Genomic DNA, 23,573 nt, shown 5'->3' with positions numbered 1-23,573 from the left:
GACTGGATCGCCGTGATGAGTGTGATGCTCGGCGCCTTCATGGCGGTGCTCGACATCCAGATCACCAACTCCTCGCTCAAGGACATCCAGGGCGCCCTCTCGGCGACGCTGGAGGAAGGCTCGTGGATCTCCACCTCGTACCTGGTGGCCGAGATCATCATGATCCCGCTCACCGCCTGGCTGGTGCAGCTGCTTTCGGCACGACGCCTGGCGGTCTGGGTGTCGCTGGGCTTTCTGGTGTCGTCGCTGTTGTGTTCCATGGCCTGGAACCTGGAAAGCATGATCATCTTCAGGGCCATGCAGGGCTTTACCGGTGGCGCACTGATTCCGCTGGCGTTTACCCTGACCCTGATCAAGCTGCCCGAGCACCATCGCGCCAAGGGCATGGCGATGTTTGCCATGACCGCCACCTTCGCCCCGTCCATCGGGCCGACGTTGGGTGGCTGGCTGACCGAGAACTGGGGCTGGGAATACATTTTCTACATCAACATCCCGCCCGGCCTGCTGATGATCGCCGGCCTGATGTACGGCCTGGAAAAGAAGGAAGCGCACTGGGAACTGCTGAAAAGCACCGACTACGCCGGCATCGTCACGCTTGGCGTGGGCTTGGGTTGCCTGCAGGTGTTTCTCGAAGAAGGCCACCGCAAGGACTGGCTGGAGTCGAGCCTGATCGTCGGCCTGGGCAGCATCGCCCTGCTGAGCCTGATCACCTTCGTGATCGTGCAGTTTTCCAAACCCAACCCGCTGATCAACCTGCGCATTCTCGGCAACCGCAACTTCGGCCTGTCGAGTATTGCCAGCCTGGGGATGGGGGTGGGACTGTACGGGTCGATCTACCTGCTGCCGCTGTACCTGGCGCAGATCCAGAACTACAACGCCCTGCAGATTGGCGAGGTGATCATGTGGATGGGGATTCCGCAGCTATTCCTGATCCCGCTGGTGCCGCAACTGATGAAGGTGATTTCACCGAAAATCCTCTGCACCCTGGGGTTTGGCCTGTTCGGCCTGGCCAGCTTTAGTTCCGGGGTACTCAACCCGGACTTTGCCGGCGAGCAGTTCAACCAGATCCAGATCATCCGCGCGCTTGGGCAACCGATGATCATGGTGACCATTTCATTGATCGCCACCAGTTACATCCTGCCGCAGGATGCCGGCTCGGCGTCGAGCCTGTTCAACATTCTGCGCAACCTGGGCGGCGCCATTGGCATCGCGTTGCTGGCGACCCTGCTGGATGCGCGTACCAAAGTGTATTTCGACTATCTGCGCGAATCGCTCGTACCCACCAACCCGCAGGTGGCCGAGCGCCTGACGCAACTGGCGGAGCGCCTGGGCAGCGACAATGCGGCACTGGGCAAACTGAGTGAAATCACCCACCAGCAAGCGATGATCATGGCTTACAACGATGCCTTCCACTTCGTTGGCATCGGCTTGGCGATCAGCATGGTGGCAGTGATGATGACGCGCAAACTGCCGGTGGGTTTGAAGGCTGGGGAGGCCCACTGACCAGCCTTGCAAATCGCTTTGTAGGAGCGGACTCCGCGGACGCAGAAGGCCCACAATTTGGGTACGTGTCGCGGCCTTTCGCGGATAAATCCGCTCCTACAAAATGAACTGCATCAGACAGTCAGTAAACGCTCGCGCAAAGCGGCAATTTCGTCGCGCATCTGCGCGGCGGCCTCGAACTCCAGGTCGCGCGCCAGCTGGTACATCTTCTCCTCCAGCAGCTTGATGCGCTTGGCGATTTCGCCGGGTGAACGCAGCTCCGCTTCGTACCGCGCGCTTTCTTCGGCCGCCTTGGCCATGCCCTTGCGCTTCTTGCTGCGCGAGCCGGGCACGTTGGCGCCTTCCATGATGTCGGTAATGTCCTTGACCACGCCTTTGGGCACGATGCCGTTGGCGGCGTTGAAGGCGATCTGCTTGTCGCGGCGGCGCTCGGTTTCACCGATCGCCCTCTCCATCGAACCGGTCATTCTGTCGGCATAGAGAATCGCCCGGCCATTGAGGTTACGCGCCGCACGGCCGATGGTCTGGATCAACGAGCGCTCGGAGCGCAGGAAACCTTCCTTGTCGGCATCGAGGATCGCCACCAGCGACACCTCGGGCATGTCCAGGCCCTCGCGCAGCAGGTTGATCCCCACCAGTACATCGAAAGTCCCCAGGCGCAGGTCACGGATGATTTCGACGCGCTCCACGGTATCGATGTCCGAGTGCAGGTAACGCACCCGCACGTCGTGATCGGCCAGATAATCGGTCAGGTCTTCGGCCATGCGCTTGGTCAGTGTCGTGACCAGCACACGCTCCTCCACCGCGACGCGCTTATGGATTTCCGACAACAAATCGTCGACCTGGGTGGTGGCCGGACGCACCTCAACCTGAGGGTCAACCAGACCCGTTGGACGCACGACCTGTTCCACTACCCTGCCCGCATGATCGGCCTCATAAGGGCCGGGCGTGGCGGAAACGAAGATCGTCTGTGGGCTGACATTCTCCCACTCATCGAAACGCATCGGCCGGTTGTCCAGCGCCGACGGTAGGCGAAAGCCATATTCGACCAGGGTTTCCTTGCGCGAGCGGTCGCCCTTGTACATGGCGCCCACCTGCGGAACGCTGACGTGCGACTCATCGATCACCAGCAGCGAATCAGGCGGCAGATAATCATAGAGCGTCGGCGGCGGTGCCCCGGCCGGCCGGCCGGACAGATACCGCGAGTAGTTTTCGATGCCATTGCAGTAGCCCAGCTCGAGGATCATCTCCAGATCAAAGCGGGTCCGTTGCTCCAGGCGCTGGGCTTCCACCAGCTTGTTGGCCTTGTGCAGGTACTCCAGTCGCTGCTGCAGCTCTTCCTTGATACCCTCCACCGCTTCGAGCAGGGTTTCGCGCGGGGTCACATAGTGACTCTTGGGGTAGAAGGTGAAGCGCGGCAATTTGCGGATCACTTCCCCGGTCAACGGATCGAACGCGGCAATGTTCTCCACTTCATCGTCGAACAGCTCGATGCGGATTGCCTCGAGGTCCGATTCAGCCGGGAAAATATCAATCACGTCGCCGCGTACACGGAAGGTCGCCCGGGCAAAGTCCATTTCATTGCGGGTGTATTGCAGGTCGGCCAGGCGGCGCAGCAAGGCGCGCTGGTCGAGCTTGTCGCCGCGGTCCACGTGCAGGACCATCTTCAGGTAGGTTTCCGGGCTGCCCAAGCCGTAGATGCAGGACACGGTGGTGACAATGATCGCGTCGCGGCGCTCCAGCAGTGCCTTGGTCGCCGACAGGCGCATCTGCTCGATATGGTCGTTGATCGACGCATCCTTCTCGATGAAGGTGTCGGACGACGGCACATAGGCTTCCGGCTGGTAGTAGTCGTAGTAGGACACGAAGTATTCAACGGCGTTGTTGGGGAAAAACGCCTTGAACTCGCCATACAGCTGCGCCGCCAGGGTTTTGTTCGGCGCCAGTACCAGCGTCGGCCGCTGCACCTGGGCGATGACATTGGCGATGCTGAACGTCTTGCCAGAGCCCGTCACACCAAGCAGGGTCTGGTGCGCCAGGCCCGCCTCGATCCCCTCGACCATCAGGCGAATGGCCTCGGGCTGATCGCCGGCCGGCTGGAAACGGGTGACGAGCTGGAACTCGGACATGACAAACCTCTGTGATTTCGCGGCGTTTTTATCGCCGACGCTGGCAACTGTATCTATAGACAGTGGTTATACCGAATTAGTGGCAGTGAGCGCCACTTTCAACTCAGTGTCGGGGGCTTTTGCAGCTATTGACCGGTCAATTCGACTAACGGTCGAAAAATAATCGGCGAAACAGCGGGAAAAGCTGCATCCGACTGTCGCCGTGACCGATGGGTATCACTATACTGACTCCCCGTTTGTGCACCGCTCTAGTGCATCCGACTGGAGCGTGCGACCCCTATCACTCTCCATTCAGAGCCAAGGTAATAATGAGCCTGTTTTCCGCTGTCGAGCTGGCACCACGCGATCCCATTCTGGGCCTCAACGAAGCTTTCAATGCCGATACCCGTGACAATAAAGTCAACCTGGGTGTGGGTGTTTACTGCAACGAAGAAGGGCGTATCCCACTGCTGCGCGCAGTGATCGAAGCCGAAACCCAGCGCGCTGCCCAGCACGCTTCCCGCGGTTACTTGCCGATCGACGGCATCGCCGCCTACGACCAGGCCGTACAGAAGCTGCTGTTCGGTGCCGAGTCGCCACTGCTGGCCGCTGGCCGTGTGATCACCACCCAGGCCGTCGGCGGTACCGGTGCCCTGAAAATCGGTGCCGACTTCCTCAAGCAGGTTTCGCCGAACGCCGTCGTGGCCATCAGCGACCCAAGCTGGGAAAACCACCGCGCCCTGTTCGAAGCTGCCGGTTTCCCGGTACAGAACTACCGCTACTACGACGCAGCCACCAACGACGTCAACCGCAGCGGCATGCTCGAAGACCTCAATGCCCTGCCGTCCGGCTCGATCATCGTGCTGCACGCCTGCTGCCACAACCCGACCGGCGTCGACCTGAGCCTGGAAGACTGGAAAAACGTCCTGGAAGTGGTCAAGGCCAAAGGCCACGTACCGTTCCTCGACATGGCCTACCAGGGCTTTGGCGACGGCATCCACGAAGACGCCTTCGCTGTGCGCCTGTTCGCCGAGTCGGGCCTGGACTTCTTCGTTTCCAGCTCGTTCTCGAAGTCCTTCTCGCTGTACGGCGAGCGCGTGGGTGCGCTGTCGATCGTCACCGAGTCCAAGGAAGAAAGCGCGCGCGTACTGTCCCAGGTCAAGCGCGTGATCCGCACCAACTACTCCAACCCGCCAACCCACGGCGCCACCATCGTCGCCACCGTGCTCAACAGCCCGGAACTGCGCGCCATGTGGGAAGCCGAGCTGGGCGAAATGCGCCAACGCATCCACGGCATGCGCAAGCAGATGGTTGAGCTGCTGGCCGAATACGGCGCACAGCGCGACTTCAGCTTCGTCGGTCGCCAACGTGGCATGTTCTCGTACTCGGGCCTGACCGTTGAGCAAGTGGCACGCCTGAAGAACGAGTTCGGCATCTATGCCCTGGATACCGGCCGCATCTGCGTCGCTACCCTGAACCAGAGCAACATCCATGTCGTGACCAAGGCCATCGTCGAGGTCCTGTAACTGACAAATTGCCAGGGGGAGGCTTGACTTCCCCTTAGCAATCAGTAAGATACGCCACAGATTCCGCGATAGCTCAGTCGGTAGAGCAAATGACTGTTAATCATTGGGTCCCAGGTTCGAGTCCTGGTCGCGGAGCCAAACACAGTTTCAGAGGCCGTTTTCAAAGTCTTTGAAGCAACAAAAAACCCACCTTACGGTGGGTTTTTTCGTTCTAGCGCCCCGCCATCCATCGACGGTATTGGCGAGCGCGCAAAGCGTTGGCCACTTGCTGCAGCAGCAGTGCCCACCAGGCGGACACGTGCGGGTTCGGCATCCTGGCCTGGCTGAGTTTGCGCAACTGGAATTTGACCACCGCCATGCTGGCCAGCGAGGCCAGCGCCTTGTTCTTCCAGACGATCGGCAGCAGCTGCGGCGCGTTATCCTTTCCAGCCTGCCAGTCACGCGGCAGGAAAGGGTCGATCGCCAGTGCCGTACCGATCCCGACCATCGCCACACCACTGCCAATCACCTCGTCAGCCACCGGGCGCCGGCGAATGCCGCCGGTGACCATGACCGGCATCTTCGCAATCGCTTGTATGTCGCGGGCAAACTCCAGGAAGTATGCCTCCCGGGCAAGGGTGCGGCCGTCCCGCGACACACCCTGCATGGCCGGAGCCTCATAGCTGCCGCCGGACAGCTCGACCAGATCGACGTCGAGGTCGTTGAGCCACAGCACGACCTGCCGGGCGTCATCGGCACTGAAGCCGCCGCGCTGGAAGTCGGCAGAGTTGAGCTTTACCGCCACCGCGAACCCAGGCGACACCTCTGCACGTACCGCCTTGACGGTGTCCAGCAGCAGCCGCGCGCGATTGCCCAGCGACCCGCCCCACTGGTCGCTGCGCTGGTTGCTCAGCGGCGACAGGAACTGACTGAGCAGGTAGCCATGGGCAGCGTGGATTTCTACACCGGTAAAGCCCGCCTGCTCGGCCAGGCGCGCGGTACGGGCAAAGCGGCGGATGACCTCGTCGATAACCGTCGGCGTCATCGCCTGGGGCGTGCCAAAGTGCCGGGACATCTTGCCCAGATCCAAGGGCACGGCGGACGGCGCCCAGGTCGACTGGCCGAGATTGGCAGGCATCTGCCGGCCAGGGTGATTGATCTGCAACCACACTTGCGCGCCGCCGGAGCGCCCTATCCGCGCCCACTGGCTAAATTTTTCCAGGTTCTGGTCGCTCTCCAGCACTACGCCACCCGGCCCGGTCATGGCGCGGCCGTCGACCATCACATTGCCGGTGATGATCAGGCCGGCGCCACCGTCCGCCCATACCTGATAAAGGCGCAACAACTGCGCGGACGGCGACTGCGTCAGGTCGGCCATGTTTTCCTCCATGGCGGCCTTGGCAATACGGTTGGGAATGGTCGAACCATTGGGCAGGGTCAGGACGTCGAACACGTTCATCGCAAGTACCTCGTTTGATCGTGTCCGGACTCTATCGTTAAAGTTAACTTTAATGTCAATCCCGGCAATTTCACCACATTGCTACTAAACGCCGTTGCGCAACCCGTTGAGTACCCGCTGCGCATTGTCCTCGCAGGCCATACCCTCAGGCTTGCTTTCAATGCCTTCGATCACCTGCAACAGTTGCGCCTTGCTACTGGCAAGACGCTGTTGCAACGCCTCGATCTCTTCGACTTTGCGCTTGAGCCCTTGCACCAGCTCATCGTGCTGCCAACCCTTGGCGTTCACCGGTAACAAGTGACGAATTTCGTCCAGGGAGAAACCGGCGGCCTGGGCACTGGTGATAATCCCCAGCACGCGCACCGCCTCATCGCCGTAATCGCGGTAACCGTTGGCCTTGCGAACAACCGAGTGGATCAGCCCGCTGGCCTCGTAGAAACGGATCCGTGAAGGGGCCAGGCCGGTGATTTTCGCCAGTTCTCCGATTTTCATAAGCTACCTGTAAGCACGGGTTCAACCTGAAGCTTACTTTAACCTCAGGGCCTGGTGCTCACTGCTGATACGGCTCGGTCACTGGCTTGCGCTCATCCACCAGCGACCACACCAGCAATTTTGCCGGCTGCGTCGCGCTGGCATTGTAAGACTGCAGGTGCACCGTACCCGGCGCTTCGTACCAGAACTCCCCCGCCTTGTAGGTCACCGGCTTCGACTCGCCCTTGAGCTGAGAGACCACCGAACCTTCCAGGACGTAGGCCATGACCGCTCCCGGATGCTGGTGCGCCACTGACTTCTGTCCTGGCGCATAGCTGACCGTGAGCATGATGGCTTTTTTGCCCGGCGCATTGCTCGGCATCTGCTCCTGCAGGATCTTGATTGCTTCCTGACCCTGCTCAAGCCCATGCGCCCAGGCACCTGGCAGAACAGACAAACCGCTGGTAATCAGAGCGGCGATTAAGAAGGGACGGTATTTCATGGGGACTACCTCGTGGTGGGGAATACCGGCAGGTTATGCCGACTACCACGAGGTAAAAAGCGCCAATTCAGGCGAAAACGCGGAGGCTAATCAGCTGCGACCGATGGGATAGAACTCACCGCCACTCCAGACCCCCAGCCACTCCTGACCGTCGATCTGTTGCGCCACGGCCAGCTCCACCAGCTGGTAGAACACATTGCGGTGGATCAGCGCCTCAAGGTTGCTGCGCATATGCACATAGGGCGATGGCTCCTGTGTCTGCACATCGATCTCGAAGCGCAACGGGTGCTCCGGGCCCGCTTCGACCTGATCATCAACATTGCTGGTAAAGCGCAACACCTGCTGCTCGCCGCTGCCCAGTACTTCAAGAAGCACCGCTACAAATGGCGCATCGTCGACCTTGATGCCGACCTTCTCTACCGGCGTTACCAGGAAGTAGTCATCACCGTCGCGGCGGATGATGGTGGAAAACAGCCGGACCATCGGTTTGCGCCCGATGGGTGTCCCCAGGTAATACCAGGTGCCATCGCGGGCGATGCGCATATCGATGTCACCGCAGAAGTCCGGGTTCCACAGATGCACCGGTGGCAGCCCCTTGCCCGATGCAGGGATCTGCGCCAGCAAATCATTGGCCTTCCCGGAATCTGTCATCACTTTCTCCTCAACGGCTCATGCCCAAAAGGCTACGAGCGTAATCTTCAAGCGGTGGGCCAAGCAAATCTTCCGGCGTTTGGTCATGGAATGTCAGCAAGCCGCCGCGGCTTTTGATTCGTGCCGTGTCGATCAGGTAACGGGTATTGGTTTCGATCAGCATCAACTGCACCACACCGGTGTCGACGCCCAGGCGATCAACGGCTTGCTCGTCGTACCATTCGTCACCGTTGCCGATACGGTCATCGGTACGGGCAAAACGGGTGTAAAGCAGGTAATGGGCGCCGACTGCGCGCGCTTCAACCAGGGCTTGCTCCAGCCCCAGCGGGCCTTGAGCCCGGCGCACCAGCGGGAAGTACTCGATAAAACCCTTGAACGCCTCTTCGGCGACCACGTTAGGCCGTGGATACGGTCCCTTGCCCGGCGGCACGAACGCGCCCTGGCCGATGTAAATGAATGAGTCAGGCTGCAGGCGTACCGACAACGAACGGCGCGTATCGCTGTGATCCAGCAGGCCGGCATCGCTCATGTGGTAGCGGGCACCCTCGCCCATGTCGCTGACATTCATACAGCCGCCCAGCACCATCAGCGCCAGCAGCAAAACCAGGCTTCGCATCTATCCTCCAGTAGCCGGTGACGGAAAACCGGCGAACGGCAGACAGATGCAGATTTTGCGCCAGTCTTAACCGCCAATGATCTTCATCACCGTTGCACCACCAGAAAACGCCACTGGCTGCTTGTCACCCAGCGCCTTGACCAGCAAGCCCTGCAGGGCGGGCAATGCCTGATGGCGCGGCTTGTCGAGCAAGTCGCCGATAAAGTGACGGTTGCTCGACGACAGACAGCCATGCAACCAGCCTGTGGAAGACAAGCGCAGACGCGAACAGGTTCGGCAGAACGGCACGCTTTCGTTGGCAATCACCCCGAAGTAGCCTTTGCCTGGAATCTCGTAGCGCAACGCGGTGGCGTCCACCGGCGCATTGGCCTGCAGGTATTCGTAACGCTCGCCGATCAACTGCAACAAGTGCTCAAGGCTGACGAACTGCTGCACAAAGGCATTACTGTCACGCGCCAGGTGGCCCATGCGCATCAGTTCGATAAAGCGCAGCTCATAGCCGCGGGCCAGGCAGTATTCCAGCAACGGCACCACCTGATCGAAGTTCTGCCCGCGCAGCGGCACCATGTTGACCTTGATGCGCATACCGGCCGCCGTAGCCTGCGCCATTCCCTCCAGCACCGTGGCCAGGTCGCCGCCACGGGCAATACGGCGAAAGGCGTCGGGGTCGAGGGTATCGAGCGAGACATTGAGCCGGCGAATGCCGGCCGCGCGCAGCAACGGCAGCTTGCGCGCCAACAACTGGCCATTGGTGGTCAGGCTGATTTCATCCAGGCCAAAGCCTGCGACAGAGGCAAGAAAGGGTTCCAGCTTGGGGCTGACCAATGGCTCACCCCCCGTCACGCGCAACCGCTCGATACCGGCGGCCTCGATCAGGTAGGCCACCCCACGGGCCATCGCTTCGGCAGAGAGCTCGTCCTGAGCCGCGACCAACCGCTTGCCGTCTGGTACGCAATAGGTGCAGGCATAGTTGCAGGCAGCAGTGAGGCTGACACGCAAGTTGCGAAAACGCCTGCCTTGGCGGTCGACGATCATGGATGACTCCGGCGTGGAAGAATCGGGCCTGCAAAACCTGACTCAAAAATCAGGTTTTTGCAAGCCTCTTACATGAGTATAGGCCTGCAGGCCTTACCACAGTAGCGCCGAAGCTATTCAGGGTCGATCAGTTACCGGTCACATCCGGGTCGCGCTTGCGCTTGTTGCCCATGCGTACGCCGATGTCCATGAGGAACTGGAAGAAGCCTTCCTGATCTTCCAGCACATTGCTCCAGAACGGCGAATGGTAGAGCGCAACGGCGCCGTGTACCAAGGCCCAGGCAGCGCAATAGTGGAAGTACGGCGGCACGTCTTCGAGCTTGCCTTCGCTGATGCGCCCTTTGATCAGCAGGGTCAGGCGCTCGAAGTTGGAGGCGCGGATCTTGTGTAGCTCCTCGACCATCTCCGGCACCTGGTTGCCCTTGACCACTTTCTCTTCGAGGCGGTCGAACAACCGGTAACGCTGCGGATCACGCATGCGAAATTCGAAGTAGGCGCGCGACAGGGCTTCCTTGTCGCGGTCAACGTCGGCAGAGTGCAACAGTTCGTTCAAATCGCGCTCGTAGTCGAGCATCAGGCGCAGGTAGATCTCCGCCTTGGATTTGAAATGCTTGTAGATCGTGCCTTTGCCGATACCGACTGCATCAGCGATCATCTCGACGGTGACACTGTCTTCACCCTGTTCGAGAAACAGCTTGAGCGCGGTATCGAGAATTTCTTGCTCACGGCGACGAAACTCACGGACCTTACGAGGTTCTTTCTGCATAAGAAGGACTGGATCAAAATCGAAGCCGGTTATTATGCCTAACTTGCGCCAAAATGCACGGATCATCCGACCATGTCTATGTTTCTTGATGACTTTGAACAAGCGCCAGGCCTTCGCTACCTGAACCATGCCGCCGTTGCCCCTTGGCCTAGACGCGCCAGTGAGGCTGTCAAGCGTTTCGCCGAGGAAAACGTTTGGCTGGGTGCCCGGGACTATCCGGCGTGGATGGCCATGGAGCAGCGTCTGCGTGAACGCCTGATGCGCCTGACCAATGCACCCTCGACAGACGACATCGCCCTGGTCAAGAACACCTCCGAGGCACTGTCGTTCGTTGCCTTTGGCCTGGACTGGCAGGCCGGCGACCAGATCGTCATCAGCGACGAAGAGTTCCCGTCCAACCGTATCGTCTGGGAAGCGCTGGCCGACCGGGGTGTCGAAGTGCGCCAAGTCAGCCTCAAGGGCGCCGACCCGGAAGCCGACCTGCTGAGCGCCTGCGGGCCACAGGTACGCCTGCTGGCGATCAGTGCCGTGCAGTTCGCCAGCGGCCTGCGCCTGGACCTGGCCCGGCTTGGCCAGGGCTGCCGGGAGCGCGATGTGTTGTTCTGCATCGACGCCATCCAGCAACTGGGCGCCCTGCCCTTTGACGTACAGGCCTATCAATGCGACTTCGCCATGGCCGACGGGCACAAATGGATGCTCGGCCCGGAAGGCCTGGGCGTGTTCTATTGCCGCGCCGAGGTACGCCCCCGCCTGAAACTCAGCGAATACGGCTGGCACATGCTTGAGCACATGGGCGATTACACCCGCACCGAATGGGAGCCGGCCCACAGCGCCCGTCGCTTTGAATGCGGCAGCCCGAACATGCTCGGCGCGGCAGCCCTGGACGCCAGCCTGTCGCTACTGGAAGAGGTGGGGATGGAAAAGGTCTCGGCATTGCTGGCCGAGCGGGTGCAATGGCTGTACGACGGGCTGAAGGCCATTGCGGGCGTACAACTGCACAGCCCTGAGGAGCACCGCCGCCGTTCCGGCATTGTGTCGTTCAGCATCGCCGGGGTGGACAATGCCCAGGCCTGTCACCTGCTGAAGCAGCAGCAGGTGGTTTGCATAACTCGCGGCCCTGGCGTGCGTTTTTCCCCGCATTTCTACACGCCCCGGCAGGTTATCGACGAAACTCTGGCGGTGGTGCGGCAGATTGCAGAGCGATGAGTGCTCAGCAGCGGCGGCTGTATTCCAAATCTGTTTAAAAAACGAGCAACCACCGCTGGCAGCCCGCCAATCCTGACCAATACTTCAGGTGTTGGCGCGGCGCATCCCCCCAAGTGGCGCGCCGATAAAGGTGCCCAGGGACCGCGTACCTTTGTTTTACTCCTAATGGTCTTAACCCGGATTCACCCCCCAGAACCCGGGTTTTTTTTGCCCGTCATCCGGCCCCGCACAGTTAATGCTTATACCGCCCCTGTGGGAGCGGGTTTACCCGCGAAAAGCCGTGCCAACGGGAACAGGCGTTTGAAGTTCGCCGTGGTTTGCTCGGCCAGTTGCTCGTAGCCCTCACCCCGCACCATCGCGACAAATTCCGCCACTTCACGCACGTACTGCGGTAGGTTCGGTTTGCCGCGGTACGGAATCGGCGCCAGATACGGCGAATCCGTCTCTACCAGCAAACGCTCGGCGGGCACCTGCCGGGCAACGTCGCGCAAGGCGTCGGCATTGCGGAAGGTAACGATACCGGACAACGAAATGTAGTACCCCAGGTCCAGCGCGGCCTTGGCCATCTCCCAGTCTTCGGTAAAGCAGTGCAGCACGCCAGCCTGCGCCAGGTCGGCTTCGCGCAACAACGCCAGGGTGTCGGCACGCGCTGCGCGGGTATGAATGATGACCGGCTTGCCAGTGACTTTTGCCGCCTGCAGGTGCAAGCGGAAAGAGTCCTGTTGAACCTCCGCTGCTTCCGGCTCGTAGTGATAGTCCAGGCCAGTTTCGCCGATCGCCACCACATGCGGATGCGCCAGCTCCTTGAGCAGCCACTCCAGCGGCGGCGCACCCTCGGGGGTGAGGTCCAGCGGATGGATACCCACCGAACAGTCGACGTCGCTATAGCGCTCGCTGAGGTCCTTGACGGCCTTGGCGTTGTCGGCGCTGACGCCGATGCACAGAAAGTGGCCGACACCGCGCGCACGTGCGGCATCCAGCGCCGCGTCCAGCGAACCCTGGTGGGCGGAGAGATCGAGACGATCGAGGTGGCAATGGGAATCTACAAGCATGGGCACATGACAACACTGAAATGAAAGTAAGGGACCGCTCGGCTCAACGCTGGCCAGGCAACATCGCCCAGGACGCCAGCAACGCTTCGAGCAACAGCGCACGATTGAGGTTGGCCTTGGCCAGCACCTTCTGGCGATGGGCAAGGATCCAGTCCTGGATCTCCAGTACCTTGCCCTGCGCACTCTTCTGCGCCAGGTACTGCACGACCTTGCGCATATCGCTCAAGCCTAAACCTTCCTCGTCTTCGGTCAACTGATAGCGCAGGATGAGGTTGGACCAGTCGCAGAACCAATCGAACAGCTGCAGCAAGGGCACAGCATTCCAGGCTTCTGCCAGCTGGCTGGGGGAGGCTTGCTGCTTGAGCAACTTCTTCACGCCGTCGACCACCAGCGCGCGCTGTTCGCGCACGCCCTGAGCCTGCAGGGTCACGGCGGCCAATGGCGAACCAGCAGCCAGGGTGAGCAGATCCAGGCGCTCCTGCTCATCACACTCGGGCAAGGCCTGACTCAACCAGGCCAGGCTTTGCTCGGCGCTCGGCAGTGGGCACGCCTGCTGGACACACCGACTCTTGATGGTCGGCAGCAAACGGCTTGACTGATGGCTTACCAGCAGCAGGACGGTATCACCGGAGGGTTCTTCCAGGCTCTTGAGCAAGGCGTTGGCGGCATTGATGTTCATCGCCTCCACCGGCTCGATCAACACGACCTTGCGACCGCCCAGCTGCGCGGTCTGGACCACGAAGGACACCAGGTCGCGGACCTGATCGACCTTGATCGGCTTGTCGGCCTCTTCCGGCTCGAGCACGTAGTTGTCCGGGTGACTGCCGGCAGCCAGCAACAAGCATGACTTGCATTGCCCGCAAGCATGCAGGTTGGTCGGCCGCTGGCAGAGCAACAGGGCCATCAGGCGTTCGGCCAGGGCCCGCTTGCCGATGCCCTGAGGCCCGTGTAGCAAGTAGGCATGGGCATGCTGGGTGCGCCCCGCCAGTTGTTGCCACAAGGCCTGCTGCCAAGGATAGGCCTCAGCCACGGCAGCGCTCCAGGATCTGCGGCAGCAAGGCGTCCAGCGACTGCTGCACCTGCGCCAGCGATTGCGAAGCGTCGATCAGCCTGTACTGCTGCGGGGCCGCCTTGGCACGCGCCAGGTAGGCCTCTCGCACGGCTTCGAAGAAAGCCTGGTCTTCCTGTTCGAAGCGGTCCAGCCGACCACGGGCCGCCGCCCGCGACAAGCCGACTTCCACCGGCAGATCGAACACCAGCGTCAAGTCAGGACGCAACGCGCCCTGTACAAATTGCTCGAGGGTGGCAATGCGCGACACCGAAAGACCGCGACCGCCGCCCTGGTAGGCGTAGGTGGCATCGGTAAAGCGATCACACAGCACCACCGCGCCGCGCGCCAGCGCCGGGCGAATGACCTGCGCCAGATGCTGGGCACGGGCGGCGAACACCAGCAGCAGCTCGGTGTCGGCGTCCATGGCCTCATCGCTCGGGGCCAGCAGCAACTCGCGAATCCGCTCGGCCAAGGGGGTACCACCCGGCTCGCGGGTCAGCACCACGTCCACGCCCTGAGCGCGCAAATGGTCGGCGAGGTACTCGCGATTGGTACTTTTGCCCGCGCCTTCGGGACCTTCCAGGGTAATAAACAAGCCGCTCACAGGCAGTCCTTACAGTTGATCATTGCGAAGAGGCGTCGCTGGCCGGTGCCGAAGATTCGGGAACCGCCTCAGGATCGGCCTCAGGGGCTTGCGGGGCCTGCGACTCGTCCTCAACTTCAGGGTCGATTGCAGGGGCCGGGCTCGAACGATAGTCGGCGCGGCGCTTGATCTGGTACTCACGAACCGCTGAATTGTGCGCATCCAGATCATCGGAGAACACGTGGCTGCCGTCACCACGGGCGACAAAGTACAAACTGCTGCCCGGCGTCGGATTTAACGCGGCATGAATCGCTTCTCGGCCGACCATGGCAATCGGCGTCGGCGGCAGGCCGGCGTTCGTGTAGGTGTTGTAAGGCGTGGGCTCACGCAAGTCGGCGCGGGTGATCTTGCCGTTGTAGCGTTCGCCCATGCCATAGATCACGGTCGGATCGGTTTGCAACAGCATGCCGATCCGCATGCGGCGTACGAACACCCCGGCGATCAGGCCACGCTCCTGAGGCACCCCGGTTTCCTTTTCCACCAGCGAGGCCATAATCAGCGCCTGGTACGGGTCGCGGTACGGCAGATCGGTCGGGCGCTCAGCCCACTCCTTGGCCAACACTTCTTCAAGGCGGGCATAGGCTTGCTGGAGAAACTCGACATCGGTCATGCCCCGCACAAAACGATAGGTGTCGGGGAAAAAGCGCCCCTCAGGGAACACCCCGGGATGCCCGAGTTTGTCCATCACTTCGGCATCGCTGAGGCCGTCGAGGGTCTGTTTGATTTTTTCATGCTTGGCCAGGGCCGAACGCACCTGACGGAAGTTCCAGCCCTCGACCAGGGTCAGGCTGTACTGCACGACATCGCCACGACGCCAGACCTCAAACAGGTCATGCACGGTCATGCCCGGGGTCATGCGGTATTCGCCGGTGTGCAACGGTACGCCGGCCATGTTGAAGCGCCAGTAAAGCCGCAACCAGAACGCATCGTCCAGCAGGCCCTGGCTTTCCATGCGGTAAAACATGCGATTGGGGTTGGTGCCGGTGGGCACGTCGAGCAATTGTTCCTGACTGATGTGCAGGGGCTGCTCCAGTGCCGACTTCACCTTCCAGGCGGAAAAGCCCAACAGCAGGCCTGCCAGAATCAATCCGGTTTCCAGCAGCACCAATAATTTACGTCTCACAAATCAGGCATCCAGTAACGTACGGGCAATGGCCTGCAGTTTACGGGTGAGTGGACCCGGCGGCCAGTTCAGCGATGCAAAAGCACGCACCGGCCAGACACCGTAGACGCTGTTGCAGACAAACACTTCGTCGGCCTGTTCCAGGTCCTGCAGAGTCAGATCGGTAACGCGCAGCGCAATCCCGGCCGTTGCCGCCTGCTCGATCAGGGCCGCACGCATGACCCCGGCGACGCCACAGCGACTCAGGTTGGCTGTCAGCAACTCGGTGCCGTGTACCAGAAACAGGTTGCTGTACACCCCTTCGACGATGCGACCGGAAACATCGCGCATCAATCCTTCGGCATGCTCGGCATCCTGCCATTCGGCTCGCGCCAGCACTTGCTCAAGACGATTGAGGTGCTTGAGCCCGGCCAGCAGCGGTTGTTCCGCCAGACGCGTGACACAGGGATAAAGGCGAACACCCTGCTCGGCATGCTGAGCAGGATAAGCAGGCAAGGGACTGCCCTGAAGAATGCGCCGTGGTGCCGCGCCAGCCGCAGGCGCATAGCCGCGCTGGCTGTCACCACGGACCAGTATCAACTTGAGCACACCGTCACCCAGCGCACTGGCGTAGCGACACACTTCATCGCGAATCAGCAACGAATCGGCGTCGATCGCCAGGCGGCGGCATCCCAGTGCCAGGCGATCAAGGTGATACTCAAGCAGCGATGGCTTACCGGCCCTGACGGCAATGGTCTCGAACAGACCATCACCGTAGGCCAGCGCACGGCTCTGCAGGTTCACTGCATCGGCCGGCACGCCATCGATCCAGCTGTGCATCAGTCGGCGAACCGGCGGAACACCAGCGAGCCGTTGGTACCGCCAAAGCCGAAGGAGTTGGACAGCACGACGTCGATCGGCATGTTGCGCGCCTCATGCGGCACGAAGTCCAGGTCGCAACCGGCATCCGGCTCATCGAGGTTGATGGTCGGTGGGGCTACCTGGCCGTTGATCGACAGCACGCTGAAGATTGCCTCGACGGCACCTGCGGCACCCAGCAAATGGCCGGTCATCGACTTGGTCGAGCTGACTGCCAGCTTGTAGGCATGCTCACCGAACACCGACTTGATCGCCGAGGCTTCAGCCAGATCGCCAGCCGGCGTCGAAGTGCCGTGCGCGTTGATGTAGTTCACCTGATCGGCGTTCAAACCCGCATCACGCAATGCATTGACCATGCAACGCGCCGCGCCGCTACCGTCTTCAGGTGGCGAGGTCATGTGGTACGCGTCGCCGCTCATGCCAAAACCTACCAGCTCGGCATAAATGGTGGCACCACGCGCTTTGGCGTGCTCGAGCTCTTCGAGTACCAGGGCACCGGCACCGTCGGACAGCACGAAACCATCACGGCCCTTGTCCCACGGACGGCTGGCCCGGGTTGGATCGTCATTGCGGGTCGACAGCGCGCGCGAAGCGCCGAAGCCGCCCATGCCCAGACCGCAGGCTGCCATTTCCGCACCACCGGCGATCATCACGTCGGCTTCGCCGAAGGCAATATTGCGTGCCGCCATGCCGATACAGTGAGTACCGGTGGTGCAGGCCGTGGCGATGGCGTAGTTAGGTCCCTGTACACCCAGGTGGATCGACAGGAAACCGGAAATCATGTTGATGATCGAACCCGGTACGAAGAACGGCGAAATGCGCCGCGGTCCTTGCTCGTGCAAAGTCCGGCTGGTTTCTTCGATATTGGTCAGGCCACCGATACCCGAGCCCATGGCTACGCCAATGCGCTCGCGGTTGGCGTCGGTCACTTCCAGACCAGCGTTGCGCACTGCCTGAAAACCGGCTGCCAGGCCGTACTGAATGAACAGATCGAGCTTGCGGGCTTCCTTGACCGACAGGTACTGCTCAACCTCGAAGCCCTTTACCGAGCCGCCAAAACGGGTGGAGTAGGCAGACAGGTCCGTATGTTCAATCAGACCTATGCCACTGCGGCCAGCCAGAATGCCCTGCCAACTGCTCGGTACATCCGTACCCAGTGGCGACAGCATACCCATACCGGTGACCACGACGCGTCTACGCGACACAGCACTCTCCTTATTCACATTGACTACATGTCTTGTAAAGAAAAAACCGCACGCCAGTTAAGGCAGTGCGGTTTTTCCATGACAAGAAGCGACGACTACAACGTCTTAGGCCTGGTGGCTGGTGACGTAGTCGATAGCAGCTTGAACAGTAGTGATCTTCTCGGCTTCTTCGTCAGGGATTTCGGTCTCGAATTCCTCTTCCAGAGCCATCACCAGCTCAACGGTGTCAAGGGAATCGGCACCCAGATCTTCGACGAAGGAAGCAGTGTTCACTACTTCTTCTTCTTTAACGCCCAGTTGCTCGGCGACGATTTTCTTGACGCGTTCTTCGATGGTGCTCATACCTTGTTTTCACTCCTAATGGACATATGTCAGGCGGCTGGCCGGTGTGTAAGTGTATAGAAAGACGTCTGCTTTTCAAGCGCAACACGCCTCGCCAGACCACACCTGCCAACCGACTAGAATCTGGTTGCAGCTTTATAACGGATTTTAGACAGCTCGTATGACATTTTTTTGAAGCAATCCGTCACATTGAATTTACATATACATGCCGCCGTTGACTGGAATCGTTGCCCCAGTCACATAACCCGCACCTTCGGAGGCCAGGAAAGCCACTACATTGGCGATCTCCTGAGCCTGGCCCAGACGTCCCAGCGGAATCTGGGTCTGCAGCGCTTCGCGCTGAGCCTCAGGCAGCTCGCGGGTCATGTCGGTGTCGATAAAGCCCGGGGTCACCGAATTAACAGTGATCGCACGAGAGCCCACTTCACGCGCCAGGGCACGGCTGAAACCTTCCAGGCCCGCCTTGGCTGCTGCATAGTTGACCTGCCCGGCGTTACCCATGGCACCCACTACCGAACCGATGCTGATGATACGACCCCAGCGTGCCTTGGTCATGCCGCGCAGCACGCCCTTGGACAGACGGTAGAGGCTGTTGAGGTTGGTATCGATGACGTCGAACCACTCATCATCCTTCATGCGCATCATCAGGTTGTCGCGGGTAATACCAGCGTTGTTGACCAGAATGGTCGGCGCGCCGAATTGCTCCTGGATCGCAGCCAGGGTCGCGCTCACCGACTCGTCGCTGGTCACGTTCAGCTCAAGGCCGGTACCGGCGATGCCGTGTTCCTTGAGGGTGGCAGCGATTCGCTCAGCGCCGGAGGCGGAGGTCGCGGTACCGATCACGGTAGCGCCCAGGCGGCCCAGTTCCAGGGCGATAGCCTGGCCGATACCACGGCTGGCGCCGGTAACCAGTGCAACTTTACCTTGCAGGCTCATGCAAGCTTCTCCTAAATCAGGCCAGCGCCGCGCGGGTGGCGGCGAAAGCATCTGGGGTGTTGAGGTTGTAGGTGGTGACGCCTTCGGCGCAACGCTTGTTCAGACCAGCCAGGACCTTGCCCGGGCCGCACTCGACCAGATTGACCGGACCATTGGCGGCCAGGGTCTGTACACATTCAACCCAGCGAACCGGCTTGTACAGCTGCTCGAGCAGGTCGCGCTTGAGGGTGTCGAGGTCGGCAGCAACGGCTGCGCTGACGTTTTGCACCAGCGGGATCTGCGGCGCTTGCCAGTCGACGGCATTGACCGACTCGGCAAATCGCTCGGCGGCAGGACGCATCAGTTCACAGTGCGACGGCACGCTGACCGGCAGCGGCAGTGCGCGCTTGGCACCGGCCGCCTTGCAGGCTTCCATGGCGCGCTCGACAGCCGCCTTGGCACCGGCGATCACGACCTGGCCCGGCGAGTTGAAGTTGACTGCGCTGACCACTTCGCCCTGGGCAGCTTCGGCGCAGATACGCACGACATCGGCATCGTCCAGACCAAGGATCGCCGCCATCGCACCCTGCCCGGCCGGTACGGCTTCCTGCATGAGCTCGCCACGGCGCTTCACCAGCTTGACGGCGTCACCCAGGCTCAGGCTGCCAGCGGCAACCAGTGCGCTGTACTCACCCAGGCTGTGACCGGAAACGAATGCCGGGCGCGCACCGCCCTCTGCCAGCCACAGACGCCACAAGGCGATCGAGGCGGTGAGGATGGCCGGCTGGGTTTTGTCGGTTTGATTGAGTTGCTCTTCCGGCCCCTGCTGGGTCAGCGCCCAGAGGTCATAGCCCAGGGCATCGGAGGCTTCCTTGAAGGTATCAATGACCAGCGGATACTGGGCGCCCAGCTCGGCAAGCATGCCGAGGGACTGCGAACCTTGACCGGGAAAGACGAATGCGAGGGATGCAGACATTGAACAAGCCCCTAATGATCTTGTCGTCGGAAATGAAGCGCCCAGCACCTGGCTGAGCGCAAGAAACTGAAGACTTGGATGATAACGCGGACCAAGCGGTCACATTTAACCACTTCCTCGCCGATATGCCTAAAGCAACAAGTCTTCCAGGCGACCGTGAAGACGCTCCGGCAGGTTCTCCTGGATTTCGATCAGGGCGCGCTGGATGGCGCTCTGAAAGCCCTGCACACCCGCAGAACCATGGCTCTTGATGACGATACCCTGCAAGCCGAGGAAACTCGCGCCGTTATGCCGTGCCGGCGCAAGATCTGCCTGCAGGCGCTTGAGCAGCGGCATGGCCATGGCACCCGCCAGGCGTGCCGCCACGCCGCCCTTGAACAGCGCCTCGATGCGCGCGCCGATCATGGTCGCCAGCCCTTCGCTGGATTTGAGAAGGATGTTGCCGACAAAACCGTCGCACACCACCACATCCGCTTCGCCGCGATACAGGCCATCGCCCTCGACAAAACCGATGTAGTTAAGGCCACGCGCATTTTGCAGCAAGCTGGCAGCCAGCTTGACCTGCTGGTTGCCCTTGATGTCTTCGGTACCGACATTGAGCAGCGCCACTCGCGGCCGGGAAATACCCAGAGCCTGGGCCGCCACCGAGCCCATCACGGCAAACTGGAAGAGGTTTTCTGCACTGCAGTCGACGTTCGCCCCCAGGTCAAGCAACTGGCAATAACCAGCCTGAGTGGGAATGGCTGCAACCATTGCCGGGCGATCAATGCCGGGCAAGGTTTTCAATACATAGCGCGACAGCGCCATCAGCGCCCCGGTGTTGCCAGCGCTCACGCAGGCCTGAACCTTGCCATCACGCAATAATTCGAGCGCTACGCGCATTGACGAATCGGGCTTGCCGCGCAACGCCTGGGACGGCCGCTCGTCCATGCCGATCACTTCGCTTGCCGCAACAATCTGCAGGCGCGCGCGATCCGCTGCCGACTGGCCAGCGATGAGATCTTCAAGGAGGGAGGGTTGACCGACGAGGGTCAGGTGTAGCGAGGGCGTAACCGATAGGCAAGCAATACTTGCCTGAACAATGCTGCGGGGACCGAAGTCCCCGCCCATTGCGTCAATCGCGATGATCTGAGCGGACAAGGATTACTCGTCAGCGCCCTTGTCGATCACTTTACGACCACGGTATACGCCTTCTGGCGATACGTGGTGACGCAGGTGTACTTCACCGGTGGTTTTCTCTACGGACAGAGCGTTTTCCGAGAGGGCGTCGTGCGAACGGCGCATGTCACGGGCAGAGCGGGATTTTTTGTTCTGCTGAACAGCCATAATTGATTAACTCCTAAACGTTTGGGTCACGCTTTAACTGCGCCAATACACTGAACGGGTTGGACCGTGTTACCTCGTCCTTGCTCGGTTCGGGCTCATCGGCGCCCGCCGGCTGCTGGCATTCTTCCGGATGATGAGCAGGCACGATGGGCAGGGCGAGCAAAAGCTCCTCCTCGACCAAGGCCTGCAGATCCAAAGGATCTTCGCCCAGTTCCAGCACGTCATAACCTTTCGGCAACGACTGGGTATTCGCACCCTCCTTCACCACAGCGTACGTACATTCGCTGTGGATCGGCAGGGTGACCAGCTCAAGACAACGCTGGCAAACCATCTTGACCTCGACGCTCAGGTCGGTGTGGATAACCACAGCCTTCTGCTCGTCTCGCTCAAAATCGAATTTAGCCTGCACCGTACCGACAGTATCGGAAAGCGGGTCGCAGAGTCTCTCCAAATCGGCGAGCTGCAGCGTTCCTTCGAGAGAAACACCACGATCGGCCAATTTGCGCGGGTCAACGTGAGGTGGAATCGGGTCATTCAACATAGGCGCAGCATTCTAGGGATGACCCCCGCCCCTGTCAAAGGAAATTCGGCTCCGTTCAGCATGTTAGAATCGTTTCACCTGCCCAGGAGTTTATCATGCTGCCTTTATTACTGGCTTCCAGCTCGCCTTACCGGCGCGAATTGCTTGAACGCTTGCGCCTTCCTTTCAGCTGGGCCTCCCCCGATATCGACGAACAGCGCCTGCCCGAAGAGCCCGCCCTTGACCTGGTCAAACGCCTCGCCCGCGAAAAAGCCCAGGCACTGGCGAGCAGTCACCCCGCGCACCTGATCATCGGCTCCGACCAGGTGGCCGTGCTGGGCGAGCAAATCCTCGGCAAGCCACATACCTTTGAACGCGCCTGCGAGCAATTGCTGGCCGCCAGCGGCAATCACGTCACCTTTCTAACCGGCGTTGCCCTGCTCAACAGCCAGACCGGCCATTGCCAGGTCGATTGCGTCCCTTTCACGGTGAACATGCGCGAACTGGACCTGGCGCGCATCCAGCGCTACCTGCGCGCTGAAACGCCTTACGATTGCGCCGGCAGCTTCAAAGCCGAAGGCCTTGGCGTCAGCCTGTTCCAAAGCACCCATGGCGCAGACGCCACCAGCCTGATCGGCCTGCCGCTGATCCGCCTGATCGACATGTTGCTGGCCGAAGGCGTTGACCTGCCCTGACCCATAAAAAAACCGGCCTCGACGGGCCGGTTTTTTAGCTGGCAGAGCACTCAGCGCAGCGATGGCCCCTGAAAGCCCATCCACATCGCCATGCGCTCGGCAATGCTGGTGCCCAGGCGCTTGGAGAAGCGATCGAACGGCGACTCTTCTACGGTAAAGTCCACCAGCTCCTTCTCACCCACCACCTCACGTGCCACGTAGCCTGCACTACCCAGGCCATCCACCAGACCCAGCGCCATTGCCTGCTCGCCCGACCAGATCAAGCCACTGAACAGCTCAGGGTGCTCTTTGTCCTTGAGGCGATCACCACGCCCCTGCTTGACGCTGGCGATGAACTGCTTGTGCGTGGTCTCCAGCACGCCCTGCCAGAACGCAGTCTCTTCAGGCTTTTGCGGCTGGAACGGGTCCAGGAACGCCTTGTGCTCGCCCGCCGTATAGGTGCGACGTTCGACCCCCAGCTTCTCCATGGTACCGACAAAGCCATAACCGGCCGCGGTCACGCCGATAGAGCCGACCAGGCTCGCCTTGTCGGCATAGATCTGGTCGGCAGCACTGGCGATGTAATAGGCGCCGGAGGCACCGAGATCGCTGATCACGGCATACAGCTTGATGGCCGGATATTCCGCGCGCAGGCGACGAATTTCATCGTAGATGTAACCCGACTGTACCGGACTGCCCCCCGGGCTGTTGATGCGCAGGATGACTGCCTTGGTTTTCGAGTCTTTGAAAGCGTCGCGCAAGCCACTGATGATGTTGTCGGCACTGGCCGGCTCCTGATCGGCAATCATTCCGCGCACCTCGACCACCGCGGTGTGACTGACGCTGCGAGACGCCGCCTTGTCCATGCTCATCAACGGGCTGAACAGCGCCAGAATGCCAAACAGGTACGCAAAGGTCAGCAGCTTGAAGAAAATCCCCCAACGCCGCGCACGACGCTGCTCCTGCACCCCCGCCAGCAAGGTCTTTTCCAGCAACTTCCAGCTTTTGCGCTCTTCGTTGCCTTCATTTTCGTCGGCGCCGGGCGCCTTCCACTCGTCAGCCATGC

General features: G+C 60.9%; 25 protein-coding genes and 1 tRNA gene. 5 read left to right on the top strand and 21 right to left on the bottom strand.

The genetic code is table 11. From position 1 onward, the window contains the following. Window positions 1-12: 12 nt before the first annotated feature. Window positions 13-1,503: an MDR family MFS transporter gene (locus DM813_RS24700; RefSeq protein WP_206617435.1), complete on the top strand. Its 1,491-nt coding sequence runs from the start codon at window positions 13-15 to the stop codon at window positions 1,501-1,503. 113 nt (window positions 1,504-1,616) lie between these two features. On the opposite strand, the gene uvrB is transcribed toward DM813_RS24700, so the two are convergent. Beyond that, the gene (gene uvrB / locus DM813_RS24695; RefSeq protein WP_128326030.1) at window positions 1,617-3,632 is read right to left on the bottom strand and encodes an excinuclease ABC subunit UvrB; all 2,016 of its coding nucleotides are present in this window, start codon (window positions 3,630-3,632) and stop codon (window positions 1,617-1,619) included. Between the two features lie 308 nt (window positions 3,633-3,940). On the opposite strand from uvrB, the gene DM813_RS24690 reads away from it, so the two are divergent. Next, window positions 3,941-5,137 (top strand): amino acid aminotransferase, encoded by a 1,197-nt coding sequence (locus DM813_RS24690; RefSeq protein ID WP_128326029.1) that lies wholly within the window; start codon window positions 3,941-3,943, stop codon window positions 5,135-5,137. A gap of 62 nt (window positions 5,138-5,199) precedes the next feature. Continuing rightward, window positions 5,200-5,275 (top strand) — tRNA-Asn (locus DM813_RS24685). Between the two features lie 73 nt (window positions 5,276-5,348). Here the strand turns inward: DM813_RS24685 and DM813_RS24680 are convergent. The 7 genes from DM813_RS24680 to DM813_RS24650 all read right to left on the bottom strand — a co-directional run bounded on the left by DM813_RS24680 (window position 5,349) and on the right by DM813_RS24650 (window position 10,616). After that, entirely contained in the window at window positions 5,349-6,575 is a 1,227-nt protein-coding gene (locus DM813_RS24680) for an NADH:flavin oxidoreductase/NADH oxidase family protein (RefSeq protein WP_128326028.1), read from the bottom strand. 84 nt (window positions 6,576-6,659) lie between these two features. After that, window positions 6,660-7,067 carry a MerR family transcriptional regulator gene (locus DM813_RS24675; protein ID WP_128326027.1) on the bottom strand — a complete coding sequence of 136 codons (408 nt, stop codon included), beginning with the start codon at window positions 7,065-7,067 and terminating at the stop codon, window positions 6,660-6,662. 58 nt (window positions 7,068-7,125) lie between these two features. After that, window positions 7,126-7,548, bottom strand: a complete 423-nt coding sequence (locus DM813_RS24670; RefSeq protein WP_128326026.1) for a cupin domain-containing protein — start codon at window positions 7,546-7,548, stop codon at window positions 7,126-7,128. A 90-nt stretch (window positions 7,549-7,638) separates the two neighbouring features. Beyond that, complete coding sequence (locus DM813_RS24665) at window positions 7,639-8,199, bottom strand: DUF1285 domain-containing protein (RefSeq protein WP_128326025.1); 561 nt, start codon at window positions 8,197-8,199, stop codon at window positions 7,639-7,641. Between the two features lie 10 nt (window positions 8,200-8,209). Beyond that, the gene (locus DM813_RS24660) at window positions 8,210-8,815 is read right to left on the bottom strand and encodes a DUF4823 domain-containing protein (RefSeq protein ID WP_128326024.1); all 606 of its coding nucleotides are present in this window, start codon (window positions 8,813-8,815) and stop codon (window positions 8,210-8,212) included. Window positions 8,816-8,881: 66 nt separating this feature from the next. Beyond that, window positions 8,882-9,850 (bottom strand): GTP 3',8-cyclase MoaA, encoded by a 969-nt coding sequence (locus tag DM813_RS24655; RefSeq protein WP_128326023.1) that lies wholly within the window; start codon window positions 9,848-9,850, stop codon window positions 8,882-8,884. Between the two features lie 127 nt (window positions 9,851-9,977). Beyond that, window positions 9,978-10,616 (bottom strand): TetR/AcrR family transcriptional regulator, encoded by a 639-nt coding sequence (locus DM813_RS24650; protein ID WP_128326022.1) that lies wholly within the window; start codon window positions 10,614-10,616, stop codon window positions 9,978-9,980. A gap of 72 nt (window positions 10,617-10,688) precedes the next feature. Between DM813_RS24650 and DM813_RS24645 the strand changes: the two genes are divergently transcribed. Continuing rightward, the gene (locus DM813_RS24645; RefSeq protein ID WP_128326021.1) at window positions 10,689-11,822 is read left to right on the top strand and encodes an aminotransferase class V-fold PLP-dependent enzyme; all 1,134 of its coding nucleotides are present in this window, start codon (window positions 10,689-10,691) and stop codon (window positions 11,820-11,822) included. Between the two features lie 239 nt (window positions 11,823-12,061). Here DM813_RS24645 and DM813_RS24640 read toward each other — a convergent pair whose 3' ends face one another. From DM813_RS24640 to DM813_RS24585, 12 genes are all read right to left on the bottom strand, one after another. Then, window positions 12,062-12,874, bottom strand: a complete 813-nt coding sequence (locus DM813_RS24640) for a TatD family hydrolase (protein ID WP_128326020.1) — start codon at window positions 12,872-12,874, stop codon at window positions 12,062-12,064. A gap of 43 nt (window positions 12,875-12,917) precedes the next feature. Beyond that, window positions 12,918-13,904 carry a DNA polymerase III subunit delta' gene (locus DM813_RS24635; protein ID WP_128326019.1) on the bottom strand — a complete coding sequence of 329 codons (987 nt, stop codon included), beginning with the start codon at window positions 13,902-13,904 and terminating at the stop codon, window positions 12,918-12,920. Next, window positions 13,897-14,529: a dTMP kinase gene (gene tmk / locus DM813_RS24630; protein WP_128326018.1), complete on the bottom strand. Its 633-nt coding sequence runs from the start codon at window positions 14,527-14,529 to the stop codon at window positions 13,897-13,899. Before tmk ends, DM813_RS24635 begins: the two co-directional genes overlap by 8 nt. A gap of 19 nt (window positions 14,530-14,548) precedes the next feature. Continuing rightward, window positions 14,549-15,691: an endolytic transglycosylase MltG gene (gene mltG, locus DM813_RS24625; protein WP_128326017.1), complete on the bottom strand. Its 1,143-nt coding sequence runs from the start codon at window positions 15,689-15,691 to the stop codon at window positions 14,549-14,551. A 3-nt stretch (window positions 15,692-15,694) separates the two neighbouring features. Beyond that, window positions 15,695-16,510, bottom strand: coding sequence for an aminodeoxychorismate lyase (gene pabC / locus DM813_RS24620; RefSeq protein WP_128326016.1), 816 nt, complete (start codon window positions 16,508-16,510; stop codon window positions 15,695-15,697). Then, a complete protein-coding gene (gene fabF / locus DM813_RS24615) occupies window positions 16,510-17,754 on the bottom strand; it encodes a beta-ketoacyl-ACP synthase II (protein ID WP_128326015.1) in 1,245 nt (414 codons plus the stop codon). Before fabF ends, pabC begins: the two co-directional genes overlap by 1 nt. Window positions 17,755-17,859: 105 nt before the next feature. Next, the gene (acpP, locus tag DM813_RS24610) at window positions 17,860-18,096 is read right to left on the bottom strand and encodes an acyl carrier protein (protein WP_003175607.1); all 237 of its coding nucleotides are present in this window, start codon (window positions 18,094-18,096) and stop codon (window positions 17,860-17,862) included. Window positions 18,097-18,291: 195 nt separating this feature from the next. Beyond that, window positions 18,292-19,032 carry a 3-oxoacyl-ACP reductase FabG gene (gene fabG, locus DM813_RS24605; RefSeq protein WP_128326014.1) on the bottom strand — a complete coding sequence of 247 codons (741 nt, stop codon included), beginning with the start codon at window positions 19,030-19,032 and terminating at the stop codon, window positions 18,292-18,294. 16 nt (window positions 19,033-19,048) lie between these two features. Continuing rightward, window positions 19,049-19,987, bottom strand: a complete 939-nt coding sequence (gene fabD, locus DM813_RS24600; protein WP_128326013.1) for an ACP S-malonyltransferase — start codon at window positions 19,985-19,987, stop codon at window positions 19,049-19,051. 129 nt (window positions 19,988-20,116) lie between these two features. Then, on the bottom strand, window positions 20,117-21,127 hold the full coding sequence (gene plsX / locus DM813_RS24595) for a phosphate acyltransferase PlsX (RefSeq protein WP_128326012.1): 1,011 nt from the start codon (window positions 21,125-21,127) through the stop codon (window positions 20,117-20,119). A 3-nt stretch (window positions 21,128-21,130) separates the two neighbouring features. Further along, window positions 21,131-21,313, bottom strand: a complete 183-nt coding sequence (rpmF, locus tag DM813_RS24590; protein ID WP_010223221.1) for a 50S ribosomal protein L32 — start codon at window positions 21,311-21,313, stop codon at window positions 21,131-21,133. Between the two features lie 13 nt (window positions 21,314-21,326). After that, window positions 21,327-21,854 (bottom strand): YceD family protein, encoded by a 528-nt coding sequence (locus DM813_RS24585; protein ID WP_010223220.1) that lies wholly within the window; start codon window positions 21,852-21,854, stop codon window positions 21,327-21,329. A gap of 95 nt (window positions 21,855-21,949) precedes the next feature. On the opposite strand from DM813_RS24585, the gene DM813_RS24580 reads away from it, so the two are divergent. Beyond that, window positions 21,950-22,528, top strand: coding sequence for a Maf family protein (locus DM813_RS24580; protein ID WP_128326011.1), 579 nt, complete (start codon window positions 21,950-21,952; stop codon window positions 22,526-22,528). A gap of 50 nt (window positions 22,529-22,578) precedes the next feature. Here the strand turns inward: DM813_RS24580 and DM813_RS24575 are convergent, their stop codons facing one another. Continuing rightward, the gene (locus tag DM813_RS24575; protein WP_128326010.1) at window positions 22,579-23,571 is read right to left on the bottom strand and encodes a S49 family peptidase; all 993 of its coding nucleotides are present in this window, start codon (window positions 23,569-23,571) and stop codon (window positions 22,579-22,581) included. Window positions 23,572-23,573 lie beyond the last annotated feature (2 nt).

This window comes from Pseudomonas alkylphenolica, from assembly GCF_004025535.1.
GTDB classification, from domain to species: Bacteria; Pseudomonadota; Gammaproteobacteria; order Pseudomonadales; family Pseudomonadaceae; genus Aquipseudomonas; species Aquipseudomonas alkylphenolica_A.
The sequence above is the reverse complement of the archived record's forward strand: the minus strand, read 5'-3'. Positions and strand labels throughout refer to the sequence as shown.

Bases quoted from the DNA above. Each gene is read 5' to 3' on its own strand.
- uvrB (WP_128326030.1), bottom strand. From the start codon at position 3,632: ATGTCCGAGTTCCAGCTCGTCACCCGTTTCCAGCCGGCCGGCGATCAG.
- DM813_RS24690 (WP_128326029.1), top strand. From the start codon at position 3,941: ATGAGCCTGTTTTCCGCTGTCGAGCTGGCACCACGCGATCCCATTCTG.
- DM813_RS24680 (WP_128326028.1), bottom strand. From the start codon at position 6,575: ATGAACGTGTTCGACGTCCTGACCCTGCCCAATGGTTCGACCATTCCC.
- DM813_RS24675 (WP_128326027.1), bottom strand. From the start codon at position 7,067: ATGAAAATCGGAGAACTGGCGAAAATCACCGGCCTGGCCCCTTCACGG.
- DM813_RS24670 (WP_128326026.1), bottom strand. From the start codon at position 7,548: ATGAAATACCGTCCCTTCTTAATCGCCGCTCTGATTACCAGCGGTTTG.
- DM813_RS24665 (WP_128326025.1), bottom strand. From the start codon at position 8,199: ATGACAGATTCCGGGAAGGCCAATGATTTGCTGGCGCAGATCCCTGCA.
- DM813_RS24660 (WP_128326024.1), bottom strand. From the start codon at position 8,815: ATGCGAAGCCTGGTTTTGCTGCTGGCGCTGATGGTGCTGGGCGGCTGT.
- DM813_RS24655 (WP_128326023.1), bottom strand. From the start codon at position 9,850: ATGATCGTCGACCGCCAAGGCAGGCGTTTTCGCAACTTGCGTGTCAGC.
- DM813_RS24650 (WP_128326022.1), bottom strand. From the start codon at position 10,616: ATGCAGAAAGAACCTCGTAAGGTCCGTGAGTTTCGTCGCCGTGAGCAA.
- DM813_RS24645 (WP_128326021.1), top strand. From the start codon at position 10,689: ATGTCTATGTTTCTTGATGACTTTGAACAAGCGCCAGGCCTTCGCTAC.
- DM813_RS24640 (WP_128326020.1), bottom strand. From the start codon at position 12,874: ATGCTTGTAGATTCCCATTGCCACCTCGATCGTCTCGATCTCTCCGCC.
- pabC (WP_128326016.1), bottom strand. From the start codon at position 16,510: ATGCACAGCTGGATCGATGGCGTGCCGGCCGATGCAGTGAACCTGCAG.
- acpP (WP_003175607.1), bottom strand. From the start codon at position 18,096: ATGAGCACCATCGAAGAACGCGTCAAGAAAATCGTCGCCGAGCAACTG.
- fabG (WP_128326014.1), bottom strand. From the start codon at position 19,032: ATGAGCCTGCAAGGTAAAGTTGCACTGGTTACCGGCGCCAGCCGTGGT.
- fabD (WP_128326013.1), bottom strand. From the start codon at position 19,987: ATGTCTGCATCCCTCGCATTCGTCTTTCCCGGTCAAGGTTCGCAGTCC.
- rpmF (WP_010223221.1), bottom strand. From the start codon at position 21,313: ATGGCTGTTCAGCAGAACAAAAAATCCCGCTCTGCCCGTGACATGCGC.
- DM813_RS24585 (WP_010223220.1), bottom strand. From the start codon at position 21,854: ATGTTGAATGACCCGATTCCACCTCACGTTGACCCGCGCAAATTGGCC.
- DM813_RS24580 (WP_128326011.1), top strand. From the start codon at position 21,950: ATGCTGCCTTTATTACTGGCTTCCAGCTCGCCTTACCGGCGCGAATTG.
- DM813_RS24575 (WP_128326010.1), bottom strand. From the start codon at position 23,571: ATGGCTGACGAGTGGAAGGCGCCCGGCGCCGACGAAAATGAAGGCAAC.